The 24,472-nt window shown below is 34.0% G+C and carries 25 protein-coding genes and 2 tRNA genes; 22 read left to right on the top strand and 5 right to left on the bottom strand.

Translation table 11 applies throughout. The features are described from left to right. Nucleotides 1-93 precede the first annotated feature (93 nt). From rpsO to E0W69_RS11875, 5 genes are all read left to right on the top strand, one after another. Entirely contained in the window at nucleotides 94-366 is a 273-nt protein-coding gene (gene rpsO / locus E0W69_RS11855) for a 30S ribosomal protein S15 (RefSeq protein WP_131330272.1), read from the top strand. Nucleotides 367-461: 95 nt separating this feature from the next. Next, nucleotides 462-2,609: a polyribonucleotide nucleotidyltransferase gene (gene pnp, locus E0W69_RS11860; protein WP_131330273.1), complete on the top strand. Its 2,148-nt coding sequence runs from the start codon at nucleotides 462-464 to the stop codon at nucleotides 2,607-2,609. Between the two features lie 153 nt (nucleotides 2,610-2,762). Then, nucleotides 2,763-2,833: transfer RNA gene (locus E0W69_RS11865), tRNA-Gln, on the top strand. Between the two features lie 32 nt (nucleotides 2,834-2,865). Next, a tRNA-Gln gene (locus E0W69_RS11870) sits at nucleotides 2,866-2,936 on the top strand. Nucleotides 2,937-3,078: 142 nt separating this feature from the next. Then, nucleotides 3,079-3,645, top strand: coding sequence for a hypothetical protein (locus tag E0W69_RS11875; protein WP_131330274.1), 567 nt, complete (start codon nucleotides 3,079-3,081; stop codon nucleotides 3,643-3,645). Nucleotide 3,646: 1 nt separating this feature from the next. Here the strand turns inward: E0W69_RS11875 and E0W69_RS11880 are convergent, their stop codons facing one another. Further along, nucleotides 3,647-4,888: a YdcF family protein gene (locus tag E0W69_RS11880; RefSeq protein ID WP_131330275.1), complete on the bottom strand. Its 1,242-nt coding sequence runs from the start codon at nucleotides 4,886-4,888 to the stop codon at nucleotides 3,647-3,649. 70 nt (nucleotides 4,889-4,958) lie between these two features. Further along, on the bottom strand, nucleotides 4,959-5,507 hold the full coding sequence (locus E0W69_RS11885) for an NUDIX domain-containing protein (RefSeq protein WP_131330276.1): 549 nt from the start codon (nucleotides 5,505-5,507) through the stop codon (nucleotides 4,959-4,961). Nucleotides 5,508-5,578: 71 nt separating this feature from the next. Here E0W69_RS11885 and ypfJ point away from each other — a divergent pair, with 71 nt between their 5' ends. From ypfJ to E0W69_RS11930, 9 genes are all read left to right on the top strand, one after another. Further along, nucleotides 5,579-6,457 (top strand): KPN_02809 family neutral zinc metallopeptidase, encoded by an 879-nt coding sequence (gene ypfJ, locus E0W69_RS11890; RefSeq protein WP_131330277.1) that lies wholly within the window; start codon nucleotides 5,579-5,581, stop codon nucleotides 6,455-6,457. A gap of 213 nt (nucleotides 6,458-6,670) precedes the next feature. Continuing rightward, nucleotides 6,671-7,306 carry an OmpW/AlkL family protein gene (locus E0W69_RS11895; protein ID WP_131330278.1) on the top strand — a complete coding sequence of 212 codons (636 nt, stop codon included), beginning with the start codon at nucleotides 6,671-6,673 and terminating at the stop codon, nucleotides 7,304-7,306. A gap of 149 nt (nucleotides 7,307-7,455) precedes the next feature. After that, the gene (gene rpsU / locus E0W69_RS11900; protein WP_131330279.1) at nucleotides 7,456-7,653 is read left to right on the top strand and encodes a 30S ribosomal protein S21; all 198 of its coding nucleotides are present in this window, start codon (nucleotides 7,456-7,458) and stop codon (nucleotides 7,651-7,653) included. Nucleotides 7,654-7,729: 76 nt separating this feature from the next. Beyond that, nucleotides 7,730-8,623 (top strand): tyrosine-type recombinase/integrase, encoded by an 894-nt coding sequence (locus tag E0W69_RS11905; RefSeq protein WP_131330280.1) that lies wholly within the window; start codon nucleotides 7,730-7,732, stop codon nucleotides 8,621-8,623. A gap of 72 nt (nucleotides 8,624-8,695) precedes the next feature. Beyond that, on the top strand, nucleotides 8,696-9,577 hold the full coding sequence (locus E0W69_RS11910; protein ID WP_131330281.1) for an undecaprenyl-diphosphate phosphatase: 882 nt from the start codon (nucleotides 8,696-8,698) through the stop codon (nucleotides 9,575-9,577). After that, the gene (locus E0W69_RS11915; RefSeq protein WP_131330282.1) at nucleotides 9,577-10,881 is read left to right on the top strand and encodes an MFS transporter; all 1,305 of its coding nucleotides are present in this window, start codon (nucleotides 9,577-9,579) and stop codon (nucleotides 10,879-10,881) included. The genes E0W69_RS11910 and E0W69_RS11915 overlap by 1 nt, the downstream gene beginning before the upstream one ends. Nucleotides 10,882-10,958: 77 nt before the next feature. Then, entirely contained in the window at nucleotides 10,959-11,219 is a 261-nt protein-coding gene (locus E0W69_RS11920; RefSeq protein ID WP_131330283.1) for a type B 50S ribosomal protein L31, read from the top strand. A gap of 97 nt (nucleotides 11,220-11,316) precedes the next feature. Continuing rightward, nucleotides 11,317-12,549 (top strand): phosphoglycerate dehydrogenase, encoded by a 1,233-nt coding sequence (gene serA / locus E0W69_RS11925; RefSeq protein WP_131330284.1) that lies wholly within the window; start codon nucleotides 11,317-11,319, stop codon nucleotides 12,547-12,549. Nucleotides 12,550-12,634: 85 nt separating this feature from the next. Continuing rightward, nucleotides 12,635-13,267, top strand: coding sequence for a rhomboid family intramembrane serine protease (locus tag E0W69_RS11930; protein WP_131330285.1), 633 nt, complete (start codon nucleotides 12,635-12,637; stop codon nucleotides 13,265-13,267). Between the two features lie 7 nt (nucleotides 13,268-13,274). Here E0W69_RS11930 and E0W69_RS11935 read toward each other — a convergent pair whose 3' ends face one another. Both E0W69_RS11935 and E0W69_RS11940 read right to left on the bottom strand, forming a co-directional pair. After that, nucleotides 13,275-13,541: a hypothetical protein gene (locus E0W69_RS11935; protein ID WP_131330286.1), complete on the bottom strand. Its 267-nt coding sequence runs from the start codon at nucleotides 13,539-13,541 to the stop codon at nucleotides 13,275-13,277. A gap of 6 nt (nucleotides 13,542-13,547) precedes the next feature. Continuing rightward, the gene (locus E0W69_RS11940) at nucleotides 13,548-13,820 is read right to left on the bottom strand and encodes a hypothetical protein (RefSeq protein WP_131330287.1); all 273 of its coding nucleotides are present in this window, start codon (nucleotides 13,818-13,820) and stop codon (nucleotides 13,548-13,550) included. A gap of 104 nt (nucleotides 13,821-13,924) precedes the next feature. Between E0W69_RS11940 and E0W69_RS11945 the strand changes: the two genes are divergently transcribed. Together E0W69_RS11945 and E0W69_RS11950 are read left to right on the top strand one after the other, a co-directional pair. After that, nucleotides 13,925-14,815 carry a GLPGLI family protein gene (locus E0W69_RS11945; protein ID WP_131330288.1) on the top strand — a complete coding sequence of 297 codons (891 nt, stop codon included), beginning with the start codon at nucleotides 13,925-13,927 and terminating at the stop codon, nucleotides 14,813-14,815. A gap of 26 nt (nucleotides 14,816-14,841) precedes the next feature. After that, on the top strand, nucleotides 14,842-17,499 hold the full coding sequence (locus E0W69_RS11950; protein WP_131330289.1) for a peptidase associated domain and porin domain-containing protein: 2,658 nt from the start codon (nucleotides 14,842-14,844) through the stop codon (nucleotides 17,497-17,499). A gap of 405 nt (nucleotides 17,500-17,904) precedes the next feature. On the opposite strand, the gene E0W69_RS11955 is transcribed toward E0W69_RS11950, so the two are convergent. After that, nucleotides 17,905-18,534 carry a LolA family protein gene (locus tag E0W69_RS11955; RefSeq protein WP_191967827.1) on the bottom strand — a complete coding sequence of 210 codons (630 nt, stop codon included), beginning with the start codon at nucleotides 18,532-18,534 and terminating at the stop codon, nucleotides 17,905-17,907. 196 nt (nucleotides 18,535-18,730) lie between these two features. Between E0W69_RS11955 and E0W69_RS11960 the strand changes: the two genes are divergently transcribed. The 6 genes from E0W69_RS11960 (at nucleotide 18,731) to E0W69_RS11985 (ending at nucleotide 24,290) form a co-directional block, all read left to right on the top strand. Further along, nucleotides 18,731-19,549, top strand: coding sequence for an outer membrane protein assembly factor BamD (locus E0W69_RS11960; RefSeq protein ID WP_131330291.1), 819 nt, complete (start codon nucleotides 18,731-18,733; stop codon nucleotides 19,547-19,549). Next, nucleotides 19,524-19,868, top strand: coding sequence for a DNA-directed RNA polymerase subunit omega (locus E0W69_RS11965; protein ID WP_131330292.1), 345 nt, complete (start codon nucleotides 19,524-19,526; stop codon nucleotides 19,866-19,868). Before E0W69_RS11960 ends, E0W69_RS11965 begins: the two co-directional genes overlap by 26 nt. A 93-nt stretch (nucleotides 19,869-19,961) precedes the next feature. Next, complete coding sequence (gene coaBC, locus E0W69_RS11970; RefSeq protein ID WP_131330293.1) at nucleotides 19,962-21,161, top strand: bifunctional phosphopantothenoylcysteine decarboxylase/phosphopantothenate--cysteine ligase CoaBC; 1,200 nt, start codon at nucleotides 19,962-19,964, stop codon at nucleotides 21,159-21,161. Between the two features lie 5 nt (nucleotides 21,162-21,166). Further along, on the top strand, nucleotides 21,167-22,117 hold the full coding sequence (gene porD / locus E0W69_RS11975; protein WP_191967828.1) for a type IX secretion system protein PorD: 951 nt from the start codon (nucleotides 21,167-21,169) through the stop codon (nucleotides 22,115-22,117). Then, complete coding sequence (locus tag E0W69_RS11980) at nucleotides 22,114-22,641, top strand: DUF4296 domain-containing protein (protein ID WP_131330295.1); 528 nt, start codon at nucleotides 22,114-22,116, stop codon at nucleotides 22,639-22,641. Before porD ends, E0W69_RS11980 begins: the two co-directional genes overlap by 4 nt. 20 nt (nucleotides 22,642-22,661) lie before the next feature. After that, entirely contained in the window at nucleotides 22,662-24,290 is a 1,629-nt protein-coding gene (locus tag E0W69_RS11985) for an AMP-binding protein (protein ID WP_131330296.1), read from the top strand. Nucleotides 24,291-24,472: the final 182 nt, after the last annotated feature.

A 24,472-nucleotide genomic window follows, 5' to 3' on the forward strand; every position in this document is an offset into this window, starting at 1 on the left:
GTAAAATAATTTATGTGAATTTATATTTATGTATTACCTTTGCAGCCAATTATAAAGAAGAAATAACTCAAAAGAGGTTAAAAAGATTTCAAAATGCCTTACTTAACAAAAGAAAAAAAAGCTGCGATCTTCGCAGAATTTGGCGGAAAAGCTGAAAATACTGGTTCTATCGAAGCGCAAGTAGCTTTATTGACAGAACGCATTTTACATTTGACTCAACATTTGAAAGCAAATAAAAAAGACTTCTCTACACAAAGAGGTTTAATGGCAATGGTTGGTCGTCGTAAACGCTTGTTGTCATATATGCAAAAACATAACTTGAATGGCTACCGTGCTCTAATTGAAAAATTAGGTCTTAGAAAATAGTAGTCATACTATTAAAAACTATTCCCGGCTGTTAAGTTATTATTCAGTTGGGAATAGTTTTTTGTATATATGCGAAAAAATTAAATTAGTAAATTATGTTATCCCAACCATATAGCGTTTCCTTTGATTTGGGCGCAGGTAGAGAAGTTACTATCGGCACTGGCAAATTAGCTAGACAAGCTGATGGAGCTGTTACAGTCCAACAAGGAAATACCGTAATATTAGCAACTGTAGTTGCTAATAAAGAAGCAAAAGAAGGTCAAGATTTCTTTCCATTAAGTGTAGATTATCAAGAAAAATTTGCTGCTGCAGGTCGTATCCCTGGTACATTCTTCAAAAGAGAAGGTAAATTAAGTGATTATGAAGTATTGATCAGCCGTTTGGTCGATCGTGCACTTCGTCCTTTATTCCCAGATGATTATTTCTGCGATGTTCAGGTTTTAATTACATTGGTTTCTAGTGATAGCGATATCATGCCAGATTCTTTGGCTTGCTTAGCAGCATCTGCCGCATTAGCAGTTTCTGATATTCCTATTAAAGAAATCATTTCTGAAGTTAGAATCGCACGTATCAATGGTGAATATGTCGTTAACCCAACAAGATCTGAATTGGCAAACGCTGATTTGGAATTCATGATTGCGGCTACAGACAAAAACCTAATGATGGTTGAAGGTGAAAGTAAAGAAGCGCAAGAAGAAGATCTTGTAAAAGCACTTGAAATTGCGCACGATGCCATCAGAAAACAAATTGCAGCTCAGCAACAATTGAGAGATGCGAAAGGAATAACTGCAAAAAGAGATTATACTAAACCAGTAGAAGATGAAGCTATCCAACAGAAAGTAAAAGATTTCTGTGCGGCTAAAATCAGTGAAATCTCTCATGCAGGTACAACAAAACACGAAAGAAGTGAAGCTTTTTCTGCATTGAAAAAAGAAGTAGTTGCTAGCTTAGGCGAAGAAGCTACTGATATCGAAAAGAAACTTGCTAAAAAATATTACGACGATTTAGAATGGCATTTGGTTCGAGATATGATTTTAGATGATCGTATCCGTTTGGATGGTAGAAAATTAGATCAAGTGCGTCCATTAAATATGGAAATCGACATTTTACCTATACCTCATGGCTCTTCTTTATTCACAAGAGGAGAAACACAATCTTTATCCACGGTAACATTGGGTACTCCCGATGACGAATTGATGATCGATAGTGCTACTGATTCTCATTATACTAATTTCATTTTACACTATAACTTCCCTCCTTTCTCCACAGGTGAAATTCGCCCTATGAGAGGTGTTGGTCGTCGTGAAGTTGGTCATGGTAATTTGGCTATGCGTAGCTTAAAACAAATGATGCCCGGAAGTGAGTATCCATACACAGTGCGTGTAGTTAGTGATATCTTGGAATCAAATGGTTCTTCTTCTATGGCAACGGTCTGTGCAGGCTCATTAGCCTTAATGGATGCTGGTGTACCTATTCCAAAACACGTAAGTGGTGTGGCAATGGGATTAATCACAAGAGAAGATGGCAAATATGCAATCCTTACTGATATCTTAGGTGATGAAGACCATCTAGGTGATATGGATTTCAAAGTTACTGGTACTAGAGATGGTATCTGTGGTGTACAAATGGATATTAAGGTAGATGGCTTAAGCATGGATGTAATGCGTGAAGCATTGGCTCAAGCTAGAAATGGTCGTTTGCACATTTTGGATGCAATGTACAGCTGTGTTGGTGAAGCTAGAGCTGAAGTGAAACCACATGCGCCAAGAATGGAAAAACTAATCATTGATAAAGAATTTATCGGTGCCGTTATCGGTAAAGGTGGTGAAGTGATCCAAGGTTTACAAAAAGAAACGGGTACGACTATTACTATTGAAGAAGTAGGAGAAAAAGGTGAAGTAAGTATCTTCTCTTCTAATAAAGAAGGTGTAGAAAAAGCATTGGCTACGATCAAAGGTATTGTTGCCGTTCCTGAAGTAAACAAAGTCTATACGGGCACTATTAAAAGTATCAAAGAATTTGGTGCATTCGTAGAATTTTTACCTAAAAAAGAAGGTTTATTGCACATCAGTGAAATAAGCTGGAATAGATTAGAAACGATGGATGGCATTTTCAAAGAAGGTCAACAAGTTGAAGTTAAATTAGTCGGAATTGATCCTAAAACAGGAAAATTCAAACTAAGCCACAAAGCTTTGTTACCTCGCCCTGAACGTACAGAAAAACCAGCTCAAAATAAAGATTAGTTAACTTACTATATTTTTATAAAAAGCAGATAATCGTTTGATTATCTGCTTTTTGCATTTTATAGTCTAATTTAAAAATATTTTTATTTTTTTTGACAAAAAGTTTGGCAGTTTAAATTCCAACCCCTATTTTTGCACTCCCAATAGCGGAATTGCCCGATAGTATAATGGTAGTACGACAGTTTTTGGTACTGTTTGTCTAGGTTCGAATCCTGGTCGGGCAACATAAAAAAAGAAGGAAATCAACATTGGAAATTGTCCAATAGTATAATGGTAGTACTTCAGATTCTGGCTCTGATAGTCTTGGTTCGAATCCAGGTTGGACAACATAGTTTATTTGGTTAATTCTAATTAAAAGACAGACTAAGGCCAATTAAAGTATTAATTTTTTTGAAAAGATAGCATAATTGCTATCTTTTTTCGTTATACCTATAAGTGTCTTAATCATCCATCGTCCTAATACTTTTACATGAAAATACTTTTAGCTTTTATATTGGCTATAATTTCGTTTAATGTGCATGCACAGAATAATCCTTATTATGAAAATCTAATTCCCGAAATGAATGGTCAAAGAATGCTAAAATTTCATTTTATCCTACCGACTACAATTTCCGACAATGAAATATTACAAGTTGTCAAAGATTGGCTAACACATGGTTTTAGCGACCATCTAATAAACGCCAAACAAACTTCCAAAAATTCTATTGACGCTAATGCAGAATTTGGTATTCATCATAAAAAACTTATCAAAGTTGCAGGAAATATAGTTCGTTACAATCTTTCAATTATTGCTAATGAAAAGGACTATTTTATTACTTTTTCAAATATCAAATTAACTGACGACCAATTCGCACCAATTATAGTAAATAATAAAGAACGTACACTTGCAGATGTCGTTAATGATTGTTACAATGATAAAAAACTTGCAGACTTAAACAATAGTCGTGTGGCTATTCAGATTATTTATGATCGACTCAAAGATGTTGCAGGCTCACTAAGGGAAGCCGAGCTTAATTATAGCCATTCTATAAAATAAACTATGGATCCAAAGGTTCTTTATTATTAATCAATAAAGATTGTAAATTTGGGATATAAGAAACTACAGTTGGCGAGATTCTATGCATATTATTAAATGGAATCACGCTCATCTCCTCCTCGCACCGCTTTGCAAATTTTGCATCCGTCAACCAAGAACTTTGTTCGTGCGTAGTAACAATCAAACCTTCTTTATCCATTGGAAAATGATATTTCATCAACAAACGTACACCATTTCGAATATTGGTAGTCGTATGACGCGCATGAGGTTCCATAATTATCGCATATTTTGGTATATGTAATTCATTAACCAAATATTTTTTCATTTCCAACGCTTCACTATAATTGGTTTTGTATGGATGTACACGTCCTCCAGAGACGATTATAACTGGCGCAAGTTTTTCTTTATACAAATCAGCAGCTAATTGACAACGCAGTATTCCAACTGGGTTAATACTATCTTCTTTTACTTCAGGTCCAGCACCTAAAACTAAAATATGCGAATATTTATAATCTGCCCATTTTACTGATTTGAAATTTGACAATGCGGTTTTATTAACGCTGGTTGCCATTGGTTCGAAGTCTGCAGCATCGTAGCGGCCGTTTAATTCCAATAAATGGGAAGCTGCACGTAAATTCGCTTCCATGAAAAATGAATTCGAACTATAATAATTTTGTTCAACATCCCAAAACAACTGTTGAACCATCTTTCTTTCGTTAGATGTTTTAATAGGCAAACTTATAGAATCAATGTTTGGATAATTAGACTTTTGCCCTTTTCCATACACATCAATTACATAATTTATCCCCGAAAGATCTTGTAAAAAATCATTATAAATTTGAGTAGAAATGTCAGCAGTTTCAGTTTTATACAATCCCTTATTCCTCTTTAGCCAATCCAGCATCAAGACATTTTTACGCAAAGAATTAGACACGATTTTCGCCAAGCTATCCGTTTCCAAACTATTTAGTTTCAATGCATCAAATAAGGCAAAAGAATTTGCTTGAAAGGAAAACTCGTCCAAACTATTTATTTTGCCTAATTTTCTTTGTGTAAATCCCTGATACCATTTATTCGAAATAAGTTCCTTTGAAATGGACGATTGTTGCGCTATAAAATATAAAAATGGATAATTCTTCTGAAGAACTATAGCTTCTTTATTCCCCAACTCTTGTGCAACTAATGAAGAACAAAAACTAATTATAAAAAGAGAAAAGAATACTACTTTTTTGTACAAAATCATAGAGATAGAAGTTTATTCAAATATACTATGATTAAATCTATCCAAATATTATCCTTTTCTTAATAACGAACTATAGCGTTTTTAATAATGCGTATTTCAATATACCTGCGACACTCATAGAATCAGTAATCTCTCCATTTATTACCATTTGTAATGCTTGCTTAAATGGCATTTTCAATTGCTTTAAATCTTCCGTTTCATCAGGTGCATTTTGGGTAAATTTCAAATCTTTTGCCACGAATACAATGGCTTTTTCGTCTGTAACACTGTTAGAGGTATGCATCACTAACAATTCAGACCAATCTGCCGCAACAATCCCAGCCTCTTCCAATAATTCTCTTTTCGCACCTTCAATTGGCTGTTCTCCTATCTCACCACCGCCTTCTGGTATTTCCCAACTATATTGATCGATCGCAAATCTATATTGACCTACCAAATAAACATTCTCTTCATCATCCAATACAAGAACCCCCAATGCCAATTTTTGCATATGGACTTTACCATAAATACCTTGTCCACCATTTGGGTTAATCACATCATATTCTGTTAAATTGATCCACTGATTTTCGTATATAGATCTTTGTTCAATTATTTTCCAAGGATTCTCATTTTTTTCCACAATTAAAATATTTTATGCAATTTTACGCCAGTATATATTAAATACAAAAGCTAATTAAAACAGTCTAATTTATGGAATTTATCAATCCGGATGAAAATGACAATAAAGGTATTGAGGATAGACGCGGCTCGAGTGGCAAAAAAGTGGCTATTGGCGGTATCGGATCAGTAGTTATCATTATCATTGCTTTGATTATGGGAAAAAACCCTTCCCAATTATTAAATCAGGTAAACAATGTCGTTCCTCAACAACAAAGTGAACAATCAGATCAGCCTTATAAAGAATCTGAATCTGAAACTGCACAACGTAAAATTGCTGAAAATGTATATCGTAGCTGTAAAACCGTATGGACAAGCCAATTACAACAAATGGGCAAATCTTACCAAGATCCAGATTTCGTTATGTATACAGGCTCGACAAGCACGGCATGTGGACAAGGAGAAAAAGCAATGGGTCCATTTTATTGTCCAGGCGACCAAAAAATCTATATAGATTTATCTTTCTTTGATGAATTAGCGCAACGATTCAATGCGGCTGGCGACTTTGCTAGAGCTTATGTGGTAGCACACGAATTTGGACATCATATTCAAAACCTTTTGGGCTATTCACAAAAATTGGATAATGCACGCGGTAGAGTAAGTGATGCCGACTATAATAAACTATCGGTAAAACTAGAGCTACAAGCAGATTTTCTTGCAGGTTATTGGGCACACTATGCACAAGATTTACAAAAAAATGGCATAAAAATTAATAGTTCGGATGTTGAAACGGCACTTAATGCTGCAAGTCAGATTGGCGATGACAAACTACAAAAAGAAGCGCAAGGTTATGTGGTGCCTGATGCATTTACGCATGGAACCTCCGCACAGCGTGTAGAATGGTTCAAAAAAGGACTTGAATCTGGAGATTTAAAACAAGGAGATACATTTAATTCTCCCGAATTAAACTAAATAAATTTCTCAGCTTTTATAGTCGCTTCATAGTTTACTTACTATGAAGCGATTTTATTTTTACCCTATCGTACATATACGACACTTCACTCCATAAGTTATAGTTTATAGTTTATTAACATACCTTTACATCGTTAAAGAAATAGCACAAAATATTAGATATCAATATTTAACACATTTTCTTTTTTATTATTTATTAAACTATAATGAATTATGAAAAAAATAATTTTTTCAATAGCTATAACCATATTTTCTCTTCATGCGATGGCACAACAAAAAGGTGAATGGAGAGCTAGATTACGAGCAACATATGTACAACCCGAAGCAAGTGCTACCATTTCTACCATTGGAGGAAGTGCCAAGATTTCACATACCATTATCCCCGAACTTGATTTTACGTATTTCTTTGTTGATAGATTCTCAGCGAATTTAATCCTGGGAACTACGAGAAATAAAGTAACCGCAACAGGTACTGCTTTGGGCGATGTCAATTTGGGTAAAGTTTGGCTATTACCTCCAACATTGACTGTTTTATATCATCAGCCATTGGGACATGGCATTTTACCATATGCTGGCGCGGGTTTGAATTACACTATTTTTTATGGAAAGAGAAATGGAGAATATATCGATAATATAACTTACAAAAACAGATTAGGCTTTGCAACACAAATAGGTTCCGATTTTGACATTTCTAAAAAATGGTTTTTAAATATTGATGCGAAAAAAATCTGGTTGAAAACCAAAAACGATGTAACGACAATTCCATCTGTTGCCGGCGGAGCTACCGTACAGTCAGATACAAAAATCAACCCTTGGTTATTTAGCGTGGGTATTGGGATGAAATTCTAGTTAATTTTTTAATCTATATATTACAACTAAAGGCAGCGTTTCTACGTTGCCTTTTTCAATAAAAAAGTTCGTTTAAATATTTATTTTGCCAATCAGGTCATTAAGTTTACTTTTGCAGCATTAATTAACTAAAGGGGGTATAAACCGTTATGCTGATTATCGATTCAAAAGATTGTGAAAACATTGATAAAGCGCTCAAAAAGTATAAAAAGAAATTTGAGAAAAGTAAAACTTTGTTGCAACTAAGAGAGCGTCAAAGCTTTACAAAGCCATCAGTAGTTCGTCGTACGCAAGTATTGAAAGCAATCTACAAACAACAAATCGCTTCTGGTAAAATCGAAGCTTAGTTTTATTCGATAAAACGTATTGTAGCCATAAAATTTTAGGATTTTATGGCTATTTTTATGTCTAAAATATTCCTAGATGCAATTAGATTTGGCCATCGAATCATTTACCCAATATATCCAATTAGAAAAAAGATATTCTCCGAACACGCTATTGGCTTACCAAAATGATCTCGCTCAGTTTCAAATATTTATCCAAAGTATCGAGCCTAAAATTGAAATCGAACAGATCAAACCAAGCTACGTCAAGTCTTGGATGGCATCTTTGAAAAATGAAGAACAAGCCGATGCGCGCACTATTCGAAGAAAAATATCTAGTTTAAAATCATTTTTCAAATTTCATCTAAAAGAATCCAATGTAGAAAATTCGCCTGTTGCAAATATCATTTTACCAAAAATGAAAAAACGTTTGCCTTCTTTTTTAACCGAAAATGAAGCGCAAAAAATGGAAGAGATTTCCATTGATGAAGACAATTGGAAAGATCGTAACAAACAATTAATATTAGAACTCTTGTACGAAACAGGCATGCGCCGTAATGAATTGATCGAAATAAAAACGGCGGATTTGGACAGTTACAATGCACAAGTCAAGGTTTTGGGTAAAGGAAATAAAGAACGTTTTGTCCCCTTGAGTAAAAACTTATTGGAATCGATGATAAATTACCTCCAAGATCGACCTGAAATGAGTAATCAACAGCCCAATTTACTCGTATTACCCAATGGAAAAAAACTATATCCAAAATATGTGTACAATCTCGTAACTGAAATCTTAAGCAATGTTACCACGTCAAAAAAGAAAAGTCCACACGTATTGCGACACACATTTGCAACGCAACTTTTGAATAATGGTGCAGATTTGAACGCTGTAAAAGAGCTACTTGGCCACGCCAATCTAGCGGCAACACAGATGTATACACACAACACTATTGAAAAATTAAAAGAAGTTTTTAAGCAAGCACATCCAAAAGCATAGATTAAATTCAGAATTGGGGTAGAATTTACTGCGCAAAATCCTTTTCTTTGTAACACTAAACAACATAATTTAATGAACATCGTACACGTTATCATCCTTGCCATTATAGAAGGATTGACCGAATTTTTACCCGTCTCTTCTACAGGACACATGATTTTAGCCAGCTCTGTTATGGGAATTGAAAAAAACAATTTGACTAAATTATTTGAAATTGTTGTGCAATTGGGCGCTATTTTATCTGTACTTGTTTATTATCGAAAAAAGTTTTTCCCATTGAATAATTGGGAATTGTATTTCAAATTAGTCATTGCAGTGATTCCAGCATTAATCCTTGGAGCTATATTTTCCCATAAAATTCACCAATTATTGGAAATGCCAATTGTCACTTCTATTTCCTTATTCGTGGGAGGTTTTGTATTATTATTTATCGAAAAAGCGTTTAAAAGCCCTTCAACCAAAAGTGTCGAAACGATGAATGCGCGTCAAGGTTTTTTCATCGGCATTTGGCAATGTTTGGCGATGATTCCTGGAGTGAGCCGCAGTGCATCTAGTATCATTGGAGGCATGCAACAAAAATTAACCAGAAGTGCAGCAGCTGAATTTTCATTTTTCCTAGCCATTCCAACCATGTTTGCAGCAACAGCAAAAGACTTATTGGATGCATATAAAGAAATGCCAGAAGAAATGGCAAAAGGTTCTAATTGGGCAATGATTGGAATTGGTAGTTTGATTGCATTTATCGTTGCATTATTAGCGATTAAATTTTTCATTGGATATGTGCAAAAATTTGGATTCAAATTATTTGGATGGTATAGAATTATCGTTGGTGGTATTTTCTTAGTACTATGTTTAAACGGTACGATTCACAAAGATTCTTCCGACGAAACTACAACACCCACGCCAACTACGCATACAGAGAAAGCCCCTATCACTCAACAAACGGCAATACGTTAATGCAAACAGCTTCTAAAAAAGTCATCAATGGCTGGTCAATGTACGATTGGGCAAATAGTGCTTACAATCTGGTCATCACATCTACCATTTTCCCGGCTTATTATGACGCTATTACCGCAACAAAAAATGCGAAAGGGGAAGTAATTGACCATACGGTTAATTTCTTAGGATGGCATGTAAGCAGTGGTTCCTTGTACACTTACGCTATCGCATTTGCCTATTTAGTTATTGCAATTTTATCTCCAATCTTATCCTCCATTGCAGACACAAGAGGCGATAAGAAAAGTTTTTTGAAATTGTTTTGTTTTCTTGGATCTATTTCATGCTGTCTACTATATTTTTTCACAGCGGATAGGCTTGTCTTAGGAATCGTTTGTTGCATTATTGCTGCAATAGGTTATTGTGGCAGCTTGGTTTTTTACAATGCCTATTTACCCGAAATCGCTGCGCCTGCAGATCAAGATAAAGTGAGCGCCAAAGGATTTTCATTGGGATATATTGGAAGTGTCATTTTACAAATCTTATGTTTTGTATTAATCATCAAATTACCATTTGGATTAAATGAAGGCGGCGCATCGAGATTATCCTTTTTATTAGTAGGACTTTGGTGGATAGGTTTTGCCCAAATCACTTTTGCAACACTTCCCCAAAAGAAAAAACAAATACTTACAGCAACCAAAGAAAAAGTTTCGTCTGGTTTTACTGCATTAAAAATTGTGTGGCAAGAAATTAAGCAAATGCCCGTTTTGCGTAATTATTTATTTTCCTTTTTCTTTTATAGTATGGGCGTACAAACGGTGATGTTGGCTGCAGCATTATTTGGAAGTCAAGTTATACACGTACCTACAGACAAATTAATCTTATCCATTCTCATCATTCAAGTTGTCGCCATTATCGGTGCGTATTTGATGGCAAAATTGTCCAGCATTTTTGGCAATATTCGGGTATTGATATTTACGGTGGTGATTTGGATCGGCATTTGTGCTTTGGCATATTATATCACCAGTATCAATGGATTTTATATTGTAGCAACATTAGTAGGTATTGTGATGGGAGGAATTCAATCTCTGAGCCGCTCCACGTATGCCAAATTAATGCCTGAGACAGAAAACACGGCGTCGTTTTTTAGCTTCTACGACGTAACCGAAAAAATAGCTATTGTTATTGGTATGTTTAGTTTTGGATTCATTCAAGAACTTACAGGAAGTATGCGTAATTCCATTGTTGCGCTCATTTCTTTTTTCTTTGTTGGTTTGGTTGGATTATTTATCACAAGAAAACAGCAAAAAAAATTGGGCATCTAGAAAATCTCCTTAACTTTGCATTTCATTATTTTTTCAGCGTCACGGCAAAAACCGTGCGGCCTTAAAAATTTTCATATATGAAAAAAGGTATCCATCCAGAAAATTACCGTTTTGTAATTTTCAAAGACATGAGTAACGGCGACACATTTTTGAGCAAATCAACAACAAAATCTTCTGAAACTATCGTTTGGGAAGATGGTAACGAATATCCAGTTATCAAATTGGAAATTTCAAATACCTCACACCCTTTTTACACTGGTAAAAACGTGTTGGTTGATACTGCCGGTCGTATCGACAAATTCAAAAAACGTTACGCGAAAGCAAACGCAAACAAATAGTTTGCTTCGGTTTACAAAAAATAATATCCCTCCGGTTTTTCTGGGGGGATTTTTGTTTTAAACGCTGTATATTTATCCCCCAAATATTTATTGAATCATGAGTGAGATTACAAGTTATCCAAAGTACAAAATCAATATCCTTTTCTTAGAAAATATTAGTGATAGAGCCGTAGAAAAATTTACGTCTAATGGATATCCCAACGTTACAAAATTATCCAAAGCATTGAGCGAAGATGAGTTGGTTGAAGCGATCAAAGATGTACACTTAATCGGTATCAGATCTAAAACTCAAATCACAGATAAAGTATTAAAAGCTGCAAATAAATTACAAGGAATCGGTTGTTTCTGCATCGGAACCAATCAAGTAGACCTGAATGCGAGTATCAAAGAAGGCGTTGCCGTATTTAACGCGCCTTATAGCAATACGCGTAGTGTCGCGGAATTGGTTATCGGCACTTCTATCATGTTGATTCGTAAGATTTTTGACAAAAATAATCTTGCACACCAAGGCATTTGGGATAAATCCGCTGATGGCAGCCACGAGCTAAGAGGTAAAACGCTTGGTATCATTGGCTATGGCAATATCGGTTCTCAGCTGAGCGTATTGGCTGAAGCAATGGGAATGAAGGTTTTGTTTTTCGATACGGAAATCAAATTACCTATGGGAAATGCGATCTCTTGCAAAACCATGAAAGAGGTTTTGAATAAAGCGGATATTGTGAGTATCCACGTACCAGAAACTTTTGAAACAGAACTTCTTATCAATAAAGACAATATTTCAGAATTCAAACAAGGTGCAATCCTCATCAATGACGCACGTGGTCGTGTAATTGACTTAGAAGTATTGAGAGATGCATTGGTATCGGGACATTTAAGCGGTGCGGCAATTGACGTATATCCAACCGAACCCAAAAAAAATGGAGATAAATTTGAATGTTGCTTACAAGGCCTTCCCAATGTATTATTGACACCGCATATCGGCGGTTCTACAGAAGAAGCACAAGAAAATATCGGGATTGATGTTAGTACCAAATTATTCAAATATTTGGAAAATGGTGTTACCGATGGTTCACTTACGGTTCCTGCGATAGGCCTACCTCCTCACCCTACAGCACATAGAATTTTGCATATACATGAAAACAAACCAGGGATTATGAGTGCCATTAATTCTGAATTATCCAAACATAACATCAATATCCTAGCGCAATATTTGAAAACAAATGACAGCATTGGATACGTTGTTTTGGATGTTGATAAACAATTATCCGAACAAGCATTTCATTTATTGAAAGATATCAACGGTACTATTAAAGTTAGAAAACTTTATTAATGAATTATGAATGATGAGTTATGGCTTTCAACTTTTCTTAATTCATAACTCATCATTCATGACTTATAATTCTTAACTTGCTCGCATGAATATTACACTGATTATTGTCATTTTTACCGCAATCATTTCCATATATGCACTTCAAAAAGAGGAGATTATGGATAAATTAATATTTAGTCCTACGGCAATATCTCAACAAAATCAGTGGTATCGATTTGTGTCAAGTGGCTTTATCCATGCCGACTTGGGACATTTATTTTTCAATATGTATTCGTTTTATTCCTTTGGAGCTTATGTTGAAGAGGAATTTGATACCTTATTTGGGCCATCGATTGGTAAGATTTTATATATCGTTTTGTATATCACAGCGATTATTATATCTTCCATTCCATCCTTTATAAAAAATAAAGACAATTATTACTATAGAAGTTTGGGTGCATCAGGAGCAGTTTCTGCAATTGTATTTGCATTTATAATGGTATCCCCCACTTCTAAAATGGGTTTAATGTTTATCCCTATTGGGATTCCTTCCTATATTTTTGGGTTGCTATTCCTCGTAGTTTCTAGTATTTTGGATAAAAGAGGTGGCGGTAATATCAACCATTCTGCACATATTTTCGGTGCTATTTACGGTGCATTGTTTATTACGACTTTGGGTACTTTATTAGGACACATCAATATCTTTTATTTGTTCATAAGTCAGATAGCAGGGTATTAAAATGCCGTTATTTTGAATTTGTTTTATTTTTAGTTTTCAAATTATCTAAAATATACTTTTTCTTTTTTTCAGGAATTCCAGAAAATGAAATCCCTCCCAATGTTGTAGGAGTATATTTTTGAGGCATTTTCAGCATTTTATCATTCGCTTTCATGCTCTTTATTGTATCAATTCCACGAGTCTTAAAATCATGTGAAGTCACTGGCACATTATTCTGGTCGTTTTTACTATTTTGCGCAAATGATTTCCTAGTGAAAAAAGCCCCTACAATCATTAAAATTTACATCAATTTAAATTTCCAAGATGTATTTGAAATCATTTCGTAACTGATCAACGCTCTATTCAAATCTGAATTAGCAACCCTTCCGCAAATGCGTTCATCTTTATGGTTTTCGATAAATTGAATAATTTCCCGATCACTCATCATCGTAAAATCGACAACAGTCTTTTGACACAGTTGACAAAAGCGACCACAATCATTTTTACGCATGCTATCCCATTGCTCTTCACAAGGATTTTCTATGTTTATTTGATAAGAATTGGTTCTTTTCATATCAGCGTTTAAGCGTAATTTACTAGATTATTTGAAATAAAATAAAAACTATTTTACTAGTTTTAAAATTATTTCCTTAATTTAGACAAATTAAACCCAGATTTATGAAAAAAATACTATTTACTTTTGCTTTACTACCTCTTTTATCATCCGCTCAAATGACTATTTTTGGAGGTGATTCTAAAGTAAAATTAAAAGATCCTCAACCGGTAATTGGTCAAGTGCTTTATGATTTTAGTTACATCGCAGATACAACACAGCCAGAATTAGTAAAAAAAGAAATTATGCTTTTGGAATATAGTAAAGACTATAGTGAATTTTCCAGCCAAACATTTCATATTTCTGACTCTACATCCAAAGCTGACATGGAAAAACAATTGAAAGACCAAGCTGGAACTGCCAATATTAGCTTGACTATGAAACCAAGATTGGGGAGCACAGATATTTATTTTTCTGATAAAAACGGAATCTTTCTACAAAAAGAATTTGTTCAAAAAAAGTATTTAATCAAAGATTCCGAGAGTAAAATTGATTGGACTATTGAAGACTCTACAAAAACTATTGGCGGTTACACTTGCCAAAAAGCCACAGGAATTTCGCATGGAAGACCTTATGTTGCTTGGTTTACAACAGACTTACCCTATAGTTATGGACCACGCAAATTGAGTGGTTTACCAGGATTAATTTTAGAAACTTATGACGTAACCGACAGAATTATTTACACATTTAAACAATTTTCTGAAAAAACTGGAAAACAAATCGGACCACCAGAAAATGCGCTAGCGACAACTCAAAAAGAATATGATGAAATGCAAGCGGCCTTCAAAGCAAATCCAAATGCTTTTTTCAATAACACTGCGTCATCAAGTCCCTCAAGTGGTAGTGAAGATATGTCCAAAATAAAATCAATCTCCATTAATACATCATCATCATTTACGCCTAATAAAAATCAAAAGAAAGTCGTAATTAATTTTCCAATCGATCTAGTCAAATAATTTCGTTCCTATTTGATCGACTAACTATGCCAATACGACTACTTCTATTTTTATTAATATTATGCTGTGCAACGATCAGTATTGCGCAACAAACTACGATTCATGGGAAAATCGTGGATAGTTTGCAACATCCAATATCCAATGCAACAATTACACTACTCAAAACTAGTAATGGAGCGGGAATTAACTTTGCCAAAACGGATAGCGCAGGTATATTTTCCATAAAAATCCCTGAGAAATGGAAAGATTCTGCCTTAGCAATAAAAGCAAGTCATACGGGATTTTTAAAAGCACAAAAAGAAATAACGAATTTAAATGAATTAGTCGAGCTGACTTTATCAGAAGAAGTAAAACATCTAGAGGAGGTGAAGGTGAAAAGTAAAGTCTACATCATCCAAAAATCAGACACGATTAGCTTTAATGCAGATTTTTTTAGAGATTCTTCCGATCGTGTTTTAGGTGATTTAATTCGCAAAATCCCAGGAATCGAAGTGTCTGATAATGGCGTGATTAAATACAATGGCAAGGAATTGAATCAATTTTATATTGAGGGCGACGATCTTTTAGATGGAAAATATAATATCGCAACAAACAATATTCCATCCAAAGATGTGGACAAAGTAGAAGTAATTGAACACAATCAGCATATCAAAATGTTGAACGGCATCGTACAATCCAATCAACCTGCATTAAATATTCGACTCAAGGATAGAAGCAAACTAAAATGGATTAACAATGCAGAAATCGGTGGCGGTACGCCATCCAGATATAACATCTCCGCCAATGCGATGGCTTTTAAACCCAAATTTAAAGCGATCAATGTTGTTAAAGCCAATAATGTCGGCAATGACCTCAGTGACGAACTTATCTCCCATTTTTCCAATGATGGGATTGCCGACCCCATGATAGGTATTGCCCAATCTAGACCTGTCGGCATTAGTAAAAATCGCTATTTATTTAATAAAAATCATATGGTCAACCTGAATGACATGTTGAAATTTCACTCAGGGACAACGCTTCGATTGAATGCATATTATTTACATGATGAGCAGCCGTTTCAAAGCAGCAGTACTACTACTTATTATTTGCCAAGCGGCGATACTGTAGGCTATAATGAAATTGCTAAAAATAGAATGCAAATAAATCACTTACAAGCTACAATTACCCTCAACAATAATTCAGAAAAGAAGTACTTCAATGAATCTATATTTACAGATATTTCAACGACTAAAAATCCTGTGAACATTAGGACCAATGGCGTACAACTATTGGAAAATTTACGTACAAATTTGAATACATTTTCTCATAGTATAAATGGCGTTCTAAACCTTGGTAGAAAAAATCATATTTTAAATTATAGTTCGGATATAAGTTACAGTCGTAACCCTCAAAATTTTAGTGTACAACCTGGATGGTTGCAAGATATATTGAACGATAGTTTGGATTATCATCAGTCCATCCAAATGACCAATATTCCTACACTTACAACCACAAATAATATTAGTTTTATTATAAAAAATGGCTATTGGACATTTAACAACAAAATTGGTTTTGATTATACGCATAGCAAGTTAAATTCGGATATTTTTATTCAGCAAAATGAAACGAATTCTAGTCAATCAACAGGAATTCAAAATAAACTCAATTGGAATAAATCTGATGGTTACGCACAATCAAGTGTACAATTTGAAAAAGACAGAAGCCGGATCAATATTTATTTTCCCATACATTACTATAATATCAACTATAAAAATGAAAGTATAGACAACCACGACAAGTTGAATAATATTTTCATTGCACCCTATTTTAGTTACAATTTGAAAATTGCAAAAGAACATGAGTTAATTGCCAATTACCAATTCAACAATATATTCTCCGAATTGGACCAAGTATATGGCGCGGGGATTATGCAAAGTTATCGATCAATCAATTCCTATTACGGAACGCCATTAAAAAATGGATATACAAATAAATATAGTTTGGGATTTGCTTATAAAAAAACATTGAAAATGTTCTTTTGGAATATTAATAGTAGTTATACAACGACACATCGCTATTTCATCTATGCATCGACGATAACTAATACAAGCTATCAAGTTTCCACATTACCCATTGGCAATAATTTGCGAAATTTTAGTTTGGATGGCAGTATCAGTAAGTATTTATTTCCGTTAAAAACGAATATCACTTTGAGTTCTGGGCTTGGGCAATCTAAAGTCCAACAATATCAAAATGGATTTTTATTTGCCACCTCCAATTGGTCCAATAATTATGGTATTGAATTAAATCCGAGACCTGCAGATTGGCTACGTATCGACATAAAGGCGAATTATTACACTAGCAATAGTACGTCCAAAGCAAGCGGATATGAAGATCAAAAAACGAGTCAATTCAAGCAAAATTCTGCACTGAACTTTATTTTTTTCAAGCGAATAACGGCACAATTGGGAAGTGAATATTATGCGAGTTATCTCAATGGTCAAAATCTGGCACACTGCTTTTTCTTAGATGCTTATTTGAATTACAGAATTTACAAACCTGATATCAATCTTCGCTTTTCATGTACCAATCTTGCAAATGAGCGCAACTTCACTGTATTGAATGCAAGTGCCAATATTATCTCTGCGAGCAATTATTTATTACAACCCAGAATGTTTATACTTTCCGCAGGATTTAGATTTTAATAAAAAATCAATAAAACTTCTTAGTACCGCAAACAATTTAGTATTTAATTAAAATACAATATCAAAACAGTTTGTCGTCTGACAGCAAAGTGAAGAAAATGGCGAAGCTGTGTTTTCTGCGTAAAAAACACCAACTGATAAATTTATAACGATAGCTGAAAATGTACACGAACTATTTTCAAACGACTCGAAGGGTTGCGTTACCTGCGGTGCTGCTTCTCAGTCAGACGACTTGATCTTTTGGTTACTTTTCCATTAAAGGGAAAAGTAAAATTTTAAAACTCACAATCTCCAATTCGCTAATACTTGCGAAAGAGAAATCTCAGCAAAGTTCTCTCCGAGTAACAAAAAATCCTGCAAACTTTCCAGTCGCAGGATTTTTTTAAATATAATAATTGCTTTCAATTAATCAATCACTTCTACGCCAGGATGCGCTTTGGGGTTAAATTCAAATTGAGATGCAGGAATATTGACATTTGTCTTAATATTCGCCAAATTAAAAGTCGTTGTATTTCCACTTTTATCCAAAACGGTCGCTTTACTAATCACAGATTGTGCTTTACTTACAAATAAAACCACTTGTTTAAAATTTTTTCTTAAATCTTTTGGTGTCAATTTTATTTGATCAAAACTTCCCGCTTGACTGATCAATGCTAAATTAAAATCCGCATCTGAAAAATTACCGGACAAAATTTTATCTGGATTAATATCTCCTGAAGCAGCACCTCCAGAGGACACATTTACCTCTTTGGCACTTTTATCATAATTCCACACTTTTTGCCCATTGCTGTATATTTCATTATCACCATTAACGATATGGTATTTGCTACCTGCGATGAAAATCTGACCACTCGAACTACCTTTGGAATTACCAGTACGATCCTTTACAGAATAGGAAAAACTAGCCGAAATGCCTGTAGAGTTTTTCAATTTGGCATTTACCTTATTCAAAACAGCTTTTGCGCCAGCCACACTTTGGGCAAAACTTGCACCTAATATCAAAAAAGAAGCTAGAAAAGTGTATAATTTTTTCATTTCAAAATATTTATAAAACTTGTCAAAAGTATAGCAATATCTCATTGGGCGATTGCATTTATGCATAAATATTCTCTTGAAAAAAAAGTGCCTAAGAAAAGATCGAAATTATATTTACCATTATATTAACATTGTAAAATCCCAATAAAAAATTTCACTTTCTATATTGCTTTTAAATCGTATTTTTGCGCACTTTATGAAGTTAATTGTTCGTCTATTAATTGCAGTTGTATTCTTTTCCTCTTGTACCGGCAGGTTCGGTAAGATAATGAAGAGCACAGATAATGAATACAAATATAAAATGGCTGAAAAATTCTACGCAGAGAAAAAATGGTCTCATGCGCAAGAGTTGTATGACAATCTAATGTCTTATATGCGTGGTACTCCACGTTATGAGAACATGTATTACAAATATGCATACACCGCCTATTATCAGAAGGATTATATGAATGCGGAACAATTGTTCAAAACATTTTCTGATAATTTCCCAACTTCCCAATATTTGGAAGAAGTGTATTATAATCGAGCATACTGCTTTTATATGCAATCTCCAAGAGTAGAATTAGACCAAACGCCGACACAGAAAGCGATGGCAACGTTCCAAGAATTTGTAAATAGCTATCCAAATTCTACGAGAACGAAACAAGCGAATGATATCGTTAATGCTTGTAAAGCAAAATTGGAAAAAAAGGAATTTTTGGGTTGTCAATTATATTACAATCTTGGTTTTTACAAAGCCGCTTATACAACATTTGAATTGTTGATGGATGATTATCCAGACTCTGATCATACGGATGAATATTTATTAAAAAGTATTCAATCCATGTATGAATATTCAAAGATGAGTTTACCAATGCATCAATCCGAAAGATATAATAAAGTAGTGTCAGAATGCGACGATTTTTTATCTCGGTTTAAAAATAGTAACTTTGCCACGTCCGTAACAGATTATAAAAATTTAGCAGTTACTGCCTTAAATAAAATCAAAAATGAGCAAAATCAGAAAGCAAATTAGCCCAAATACGCCAACAGTTATTCAAACAAGAAGCTTGGTTGCTATCAAGAATGAAACTGGCAATTTGTACGAATCTATTTCCATCATGTCTAAAAGATCTAACCAGATCAATGTTGCAATCAAAGAAGAATTGCACAGCAAATTGGAAGAGTTTGCTTCACATACAGATAGCTTGGAAGAAGTTCATGAAAATAAAGAACAAATTGAAATCTCAAAAGCTTACGAAAGAATGCCAAATCCGGCATTGTTGAGTATCCAAGAGTTTTTGGATGACAAAATCTACCACAGAGAAAACGAAGACAACAATTTATTTAGATAATCTAGATAAAGTCTTGGACAAATAAATACAATTAGCCATCATATTATTATATGGTGGCTTTTGTTGTTAGCAGACTTTTGATACTTTTGAAATATGATTCAAGGGAAGAAAATATTAATTGCCATTACAGGAAGCATTGCAGCTTATAAAATCATCACATTAGTTCGTCTATTAGTTAAAAATGATTGTGACGTAAAAATATTGATGACCAAAGCGGCGACAGATTTCGTATCTCCACTTGTCCTAGAAACGCTTTCCAAAAATAAAGTACTTGTTGACTTATTTGAAACTGCCACATGGAATAATCATGTAATGCTTGGCAGATGGGCAGACCTTTTCATTATTGCTCCAGCAACTTGTAATACCATAGCCAAATTGGCCAATGGCATCACGGATAATTTCGTACAAGCAGTTTATTTTTCGGCTACTTGTCCTGTTTGGTTATGTCCTGCTATGGACGAGGATATGTGGCATCACAATGCGACCAAACGTAATCTCCATTTACTCAAAGAAGATGGTGTACGTATTTTGGAAGTTGGAAAGGGAGAATTGGCAAGTGGTCTTTTTGGGGATGGACGATTGATAGAGCCAGAAGAATTATTGATTGAAATACAATCCTTTTTCCGAGAAAAAACTTTAGCAGGCAAAAAAGTACTGATTACAGCGGGTCCTACTTATGAAGCAATTGACCCAGTACGTTTTATTGGCAATCATAGTTCGGGCAAAATGGGTTTTGCGATTGCAGAGGCATTTTATTTTTTGGGAGCTGATGTTACTTTAATAACAGGACCTACGCATCTAAAAACTCCTTATAAAGAAATTAAAAGAATCGATATTATTTCCGCTAACGAAATGTATGAGCAATGTCAAGCACATTTTTCGGATATGGACTTTGCGGTATTGAGTGCTGCTGTAGCAGATTATTATTTGGAAGATGTCGCGCAATTTAAAATTAAGAAAAAAGATATCCCTTCTAATAATTTAACGCTTGAATTAAAAGAAACTGTAGATATTTTAGCATCTTTGGGAAGCATAAAAAGGGAAAATCAAATTCTTGTTGGATTTGCATTGGAGACAAATAATGAATTGGCTAATGCTCAACTTAAATTGATCTCAAAAAATGCAGATTTGATCGTTTTAAATTCTACGCAAGTAAAAGGTGCAGGATTTGGAAGCGATAATAATAAAATAACCATTTTATCTAAAGAAGGTATTATTGAAAATTCTGACTTATTATCTAAAAAAGAAATTGCGACAATCATTGTCTCTACAATTTCCAATTATAAAAAATAGGAAGCGTGAATCGTTTATTTAAACTCCATATATCACCACAAATAAAGTTTGCTATTCTTTTTAGCGGACTGTTATTGTGTACTTTGTATAGTTATAGTCAAGAGTTTAATGCAAAAGTCACTGTTTTATCCCAGCAAGTACAATCGACCATAAGTAAAAGTATATTTACCAATTTACAAACACAATTGACTAATCTTATCAACAATAAAGCATGGACAAAAGACAAATATTCTCAACAAGAACGTATCCTGTGTAATTTTATTCTCAATATAAGTTCTGCTGATAATGAAGGTTACATGAAAGGAGTTTTAACTGTACAAGCGGCACGTCCCATCTATAACTCAACTTATACCAGTCAGCTATTCAACTATCAAGATAATGACATTGTCTTTAGATACTTACCTAATCAAAATATGGATTTTAATGAAAATAGAATTACAGGAACCGATCCTTTAGTTTCTAATCTTACGGCAGTTTTTGCTTTTTATTTAGATGTAATTTTAGGCTATAATTATGATTCATTCGGATTGAATGAAGGTATTCCATATTTCAAAAAAGCACAAAACATAGTTGTTAGTGCACCCACAAGTACAGATATTACAGGTTGGCAGTCTTTTAATAGTTTACGAAATAGATATTGGATTTCCGAAAATGCAAATAACCAACGTTATAATGTACTACACAATATCATTTATAATTATTTCAGGAATGGTCTAGACAATATGTATTCGAATAAAAACCAAGCGCAATCTAGTTTGTACCAAACCTTGAGTCAATTGCAACAATTAAACGTGCAAAATCCCAATACCATGTTTGTGCAATTATTCACACAATTGAGATCTCCTGAATTTCTTGGAATATTTACGGCAGCTGATCAGCAGACCAAATCATCTGCCAAAAGTCTATTAATGGATTTAGACCCAGCTAATAGTTCAAAATATGATTCTAATTTATGATCAAATATATAATTCCCATTTGCTTTGCATTTCTTGTATTTTTTTCCTGTAAATCAAACAAGACAGAAAACAATGCTGTGATTCTTGATATAGGAGAAATGGTCCCTGTGATGTTTGATATGATGGCAGCAGGTGACCTTACGTATAATGACACTACACAGGCGACAAAATTACATTTAAGAGACTCGACAACTATAAAATTCCAATCTATTCTAGCCTATTATAAAATAGAAAAAAAGCGTTTTTTTTCTAGTATGTACTACTATGAAGAAAACCCAGAAATAGAAATAAAATTAATAGATTCATTACAATCTTATAGTAGCAATATTTTGCAAAAACTAGAAAAGGTAAAGAATAAAAAGGATTCATTAGAACGAGTTAAAAATCAACCTCAACCAGATACAGCACATAAAATCAAGCCGGCATTAACACATTCAGATAAAATACAAAAACTGGATACATTTAAAAATATAGGACCGCAAAAATTAATAAAATCTGCGAAAGAATTAAAAAAAGTGAAATAATTAATTAAAATACACTTAGAATGGCAATCGAACAATCCAATATTTCTTACGTTAATGGCATATCAACCATTCCATTATTGGGAGAAACCATCGGACAAAATTTAAAAAATACAGTATCTCAATATCCAAATAATGAGGCATTAATTTGCTTTCATCAAAATTATAGAGCAACATACCAAGAATTCTGGAATCAAACTACAGAAATATCTAAAGCGCTAATACAGAATGGCATTAAACTTGGTGATCGCGTTGGAATATGGGCGTTAAATCGTTATGAATGGGTGCTATTACAATATGCCACAGCAAGAATCGGAGCTATTTTAGTCAATGTAAATCCAGCCTATCGTAGTTCGGAATTTATTTTTGCAATGAATCAATCTGGAGTTAAACTTCTAGTATCTGCGCAATCTTTTAAAACGAGCAACTATGTAGAAATTATCAATGAATCCCTAAAGGATTGTTCAGAGTTAAAGCAAATCATTTATTTGGATAAAGATTGGGACAATTTCTTAGTTTCTGGTAAGGACATTTCAGATAATGAATTATCAGAGGCAGAAGAAAAAGTTCAATTTGATGATCCTGTAAACATTCAATATACATCAGGTACAACGGGTTTCCCAAAAGGAGTAACACTCTCTCATCACAATATTTTAAACAATGGGTATTTCATCGGCATTCGCATTAAATACACCAATAAAGATAGAGTCTGCATCCCAGTTCCCTTTTATCATTGCTTTGGAATGGTTATTGGCAATTTATGCTGTACATCGCATGGAGCTACGATGGTTATTCCATCGGAAAGTTTCGATCCAACAGCAACATTAATAGCAGTAGAACAAGAAAAATGTACCTCACTTTATGGTGTACCAACAATGTTTATTTCAGAATTACAATTACCAGACTTTGACAAATATGATTTGAGTCATTTACGCACAGGAGTAATGGCAGGATCTCCATGCCCTGTAGAAATCATGCGCCAAGTGCAAGATAAAATGAATATGAAAGAAGTCAGTATCTGTTATGGTATGACTGAAACCTCTCCAGTAAGCACACAAACACAAATAGGCGCACCTATTGAGAAACAAGTTACTACGGTGGGCACGGTACAAGATCATTTGGAAATAAAAATTGTCCATCCTAAATCAGGCAAAATAGTTCCTATTGGCGAATTGGGAGAACTTTGTACTAGAGGTTATTCTGTTATGTTAAAATATTGGAATAATGTGGACGGCACCTTAGCAGTTATTGATGAAGGGCGATGGATGCACACAGGCGATGAAGCCATGATAGACCAAGAAGGCTATATTACCATCACAGGAAGAATAAAAGATGTCATTATTCGTGGTGGCGAAAACATTTCACCTAGAGAATTAGAAGAATTTTTATATAGTCATCCAGCCATTGAGAACGTACAAGTAATCGGCGTGCCTGATGACAAATTTGGAGAAGCCGTTATGGCTTGGATTAAGTTGAAACAAAATAATGAAGCTATAACAGAAAAAGAATTATTAGCCTATTGTAAGAACAAAATTGCGTACTATAAAATCCCTAAATATTGGAAGTTTGTAACCGATTTTCCAATGACAATTTCTGGAAAAATACGAAAAAATGAAATGCGAGATATTTCAGTAAAAGAATTAGGTCTATAAGTTTTTTTGCACATTTGTTAAGAAAAATAAAATATATAATTTTTATCTAAAATATAATTTCTATACTTTAGCGGCAATTAACCATTACTAAGCCAACACCTAATCCATGTTGGCTTTTTTGGGCACTTTATTCAATGACAACGATCCTTTATTTATTCACATTATTGACTATTTAACTTTGA

This window comes from Rhizosphaericola mali, assembly GCF_004337365.2.
GTDB lineage: Bacteria > Bacteroidota > Bacteroidia > Chitinophagales > Chitinophagaceae > Rhizosphaericola > Rhizosphaericola mali.

Excerpts from the sequence above, each read along its gene's own strand:
- rpsO (WP_131330272.1), top strand. The coding sequence starts at position 94 with ATGCCTTACTTAACAAAAGAAAAAAAAGCTGCGATCTTCGCAGAATTT.
- pnp (WP_131330273.1), top strand. The coding sequence starts at position 462 with ATGTTATCCCAACCATATAGCGTTTCCTTTGATTTGGGCGCAGGTAGA.
- E0W69_RS11875 (WP_131330274.1), top strand. The coding sequence starts at position 3,079 with ATGAAAATACTTTTAGCTTTTATATTGGCTATAATTTCGTTTAATGTG.
- E0W69_RS11880 (WP_131330275.1), bottom strand. The coding sequence starts at position 4,888 with ATGATTTTGTACAAAAAAGTAGTATTCTTTTCTCTTTTTATAATTAGT.
- ypfJ (WP_131330277.1), top strand. The coding sequence starts at position 5,579 with ATGGAATTTATCAATCCGGATGAAAATGACAATAAAGGTATTGAGGAT.
- E0W69_RS11895 (WP_131330278.1), top strand. The coding sequence starts at position 6,671 with ATGAAAAAAATAATTTTTTCAATAGCTATAACCATATTTTCTCTTCAT.
- rpsU (WP_131330279.1), top strand. The coding sequence starts at position 7,456 with ATGCTGATTATCGATTCAAAAGATTGTGAAAACATTGATAAAGCGCTC.
- E0W69_RS11905 (WP_131330280.1), top strand. The coding sequence starts at position 7,730 with ATGCAATTAGATTTGGCCATCGAATCATTTACCCAATATATCCAATTA.
- E0W69_RS11910 (WP_131330281.1), top strand. The coding sequence starts at position 8,696 with ATGAACATCGTACACGTTATCATCCTTGCCATTATAGAAGGATTGACC.
- E0W69_RS11915 (WP_131330282.1), top strand. The coding sequence starts at position 9,577 with ATGCAAACAGCTTCTAAAAAAGTCATCAATGGCTGGTCAATGTACGAT.
- E0W69_RS11920 (WP_131330283.1), top strand. The coding sequence starts at position 10,959 with ATGAAAAAAGGTATCCATCCAGAAAATTACCGTTTTGTAATTTTCAAA.
- serA (WP_131330284.1), top strand. The coding sequence starts at position 11,317 with ATGAGTGAGATTACAAGTTATCCAAAGTACAAAATCAATATCCTTTTC.
- E0W69_RS11930 (WP_131330285.1), top strand. The coding sequence starts at position 12,635 with ATGAATATTACACTGATTATTGTCATTTTTACCGCAATCATTTCCATA.
- E0W69_RS11935 (WP_131330286.1), bottom strand. The coding sequence starts at position 13,541 with ATGATTGTAGGGGCTTTTTTCACTAGGAAATCATTTGCGCAAAATAGT.
- E0W69_RS11940 (WP_131330287.1), bottom strand. The coding sequence starts at position 13,820 with ATGAAAAGAACCAATTCTTATCAAATAAACATAGAAAATCCTTGTGAA.
- E0W69_RS11945 (WP_131330288.1), top strand. The coding sequence starts at position 13,925 with ATGAAAAAAATACTATTTACTTTTGCTTTACTACCTCTTTTATCATCC.
- E0W69_RS11950 (WP_131330289.1), top strand. The coding sequence starts at position 14,842 with ATGCCAATACGACTACTTCTATTTTTATTAATATTATGCTGTGCAACG.
- E0W69_RS11955 (WP_191967827.1), bottom strand. The coding sequence starts at position 18,534 with ATGAAAAAATTATACACTTTTCTAGCTTCTTTTTTGATATTAGGTGCA.
- E0W69_RS11960 (WP_131330291.1), top strand. The coding sequence starts at position 18,731 with ATGAAGTTAATTGTTCGTCTATTAATTGCAGTTGTATTCTTTTCCTCT.
- E0W69_RS11965 (WP_131330292.1), top strand. The coding sequence starts at position 19,524 with ATGAGCAAAATCAGAAAGCAAATTAGCCCAAATACGCCAACAGTTATT.
- coaBC (WP_131330293.1), top strand. The coding sequence starts at position 19,962 with ATGATTCAAGGGAAGAAAATATTAATTGCCATTACAGGAAGCATTGCA.
- E0W69_RS11980 (WP_131330295.1), top strand. The coding sequence starts at position 22,114 with ATGATCAAATATATAATTCCCATTTGCTTTGCATTTCTTGTATTTTTT.
- E0W69_RS11985 (WP_131330296.1), top strand. The coding sequence starts at position 22,662 with ATGGCAATCGAACAATCCAATATTTCTTACGTTAATGGCATATCAACC.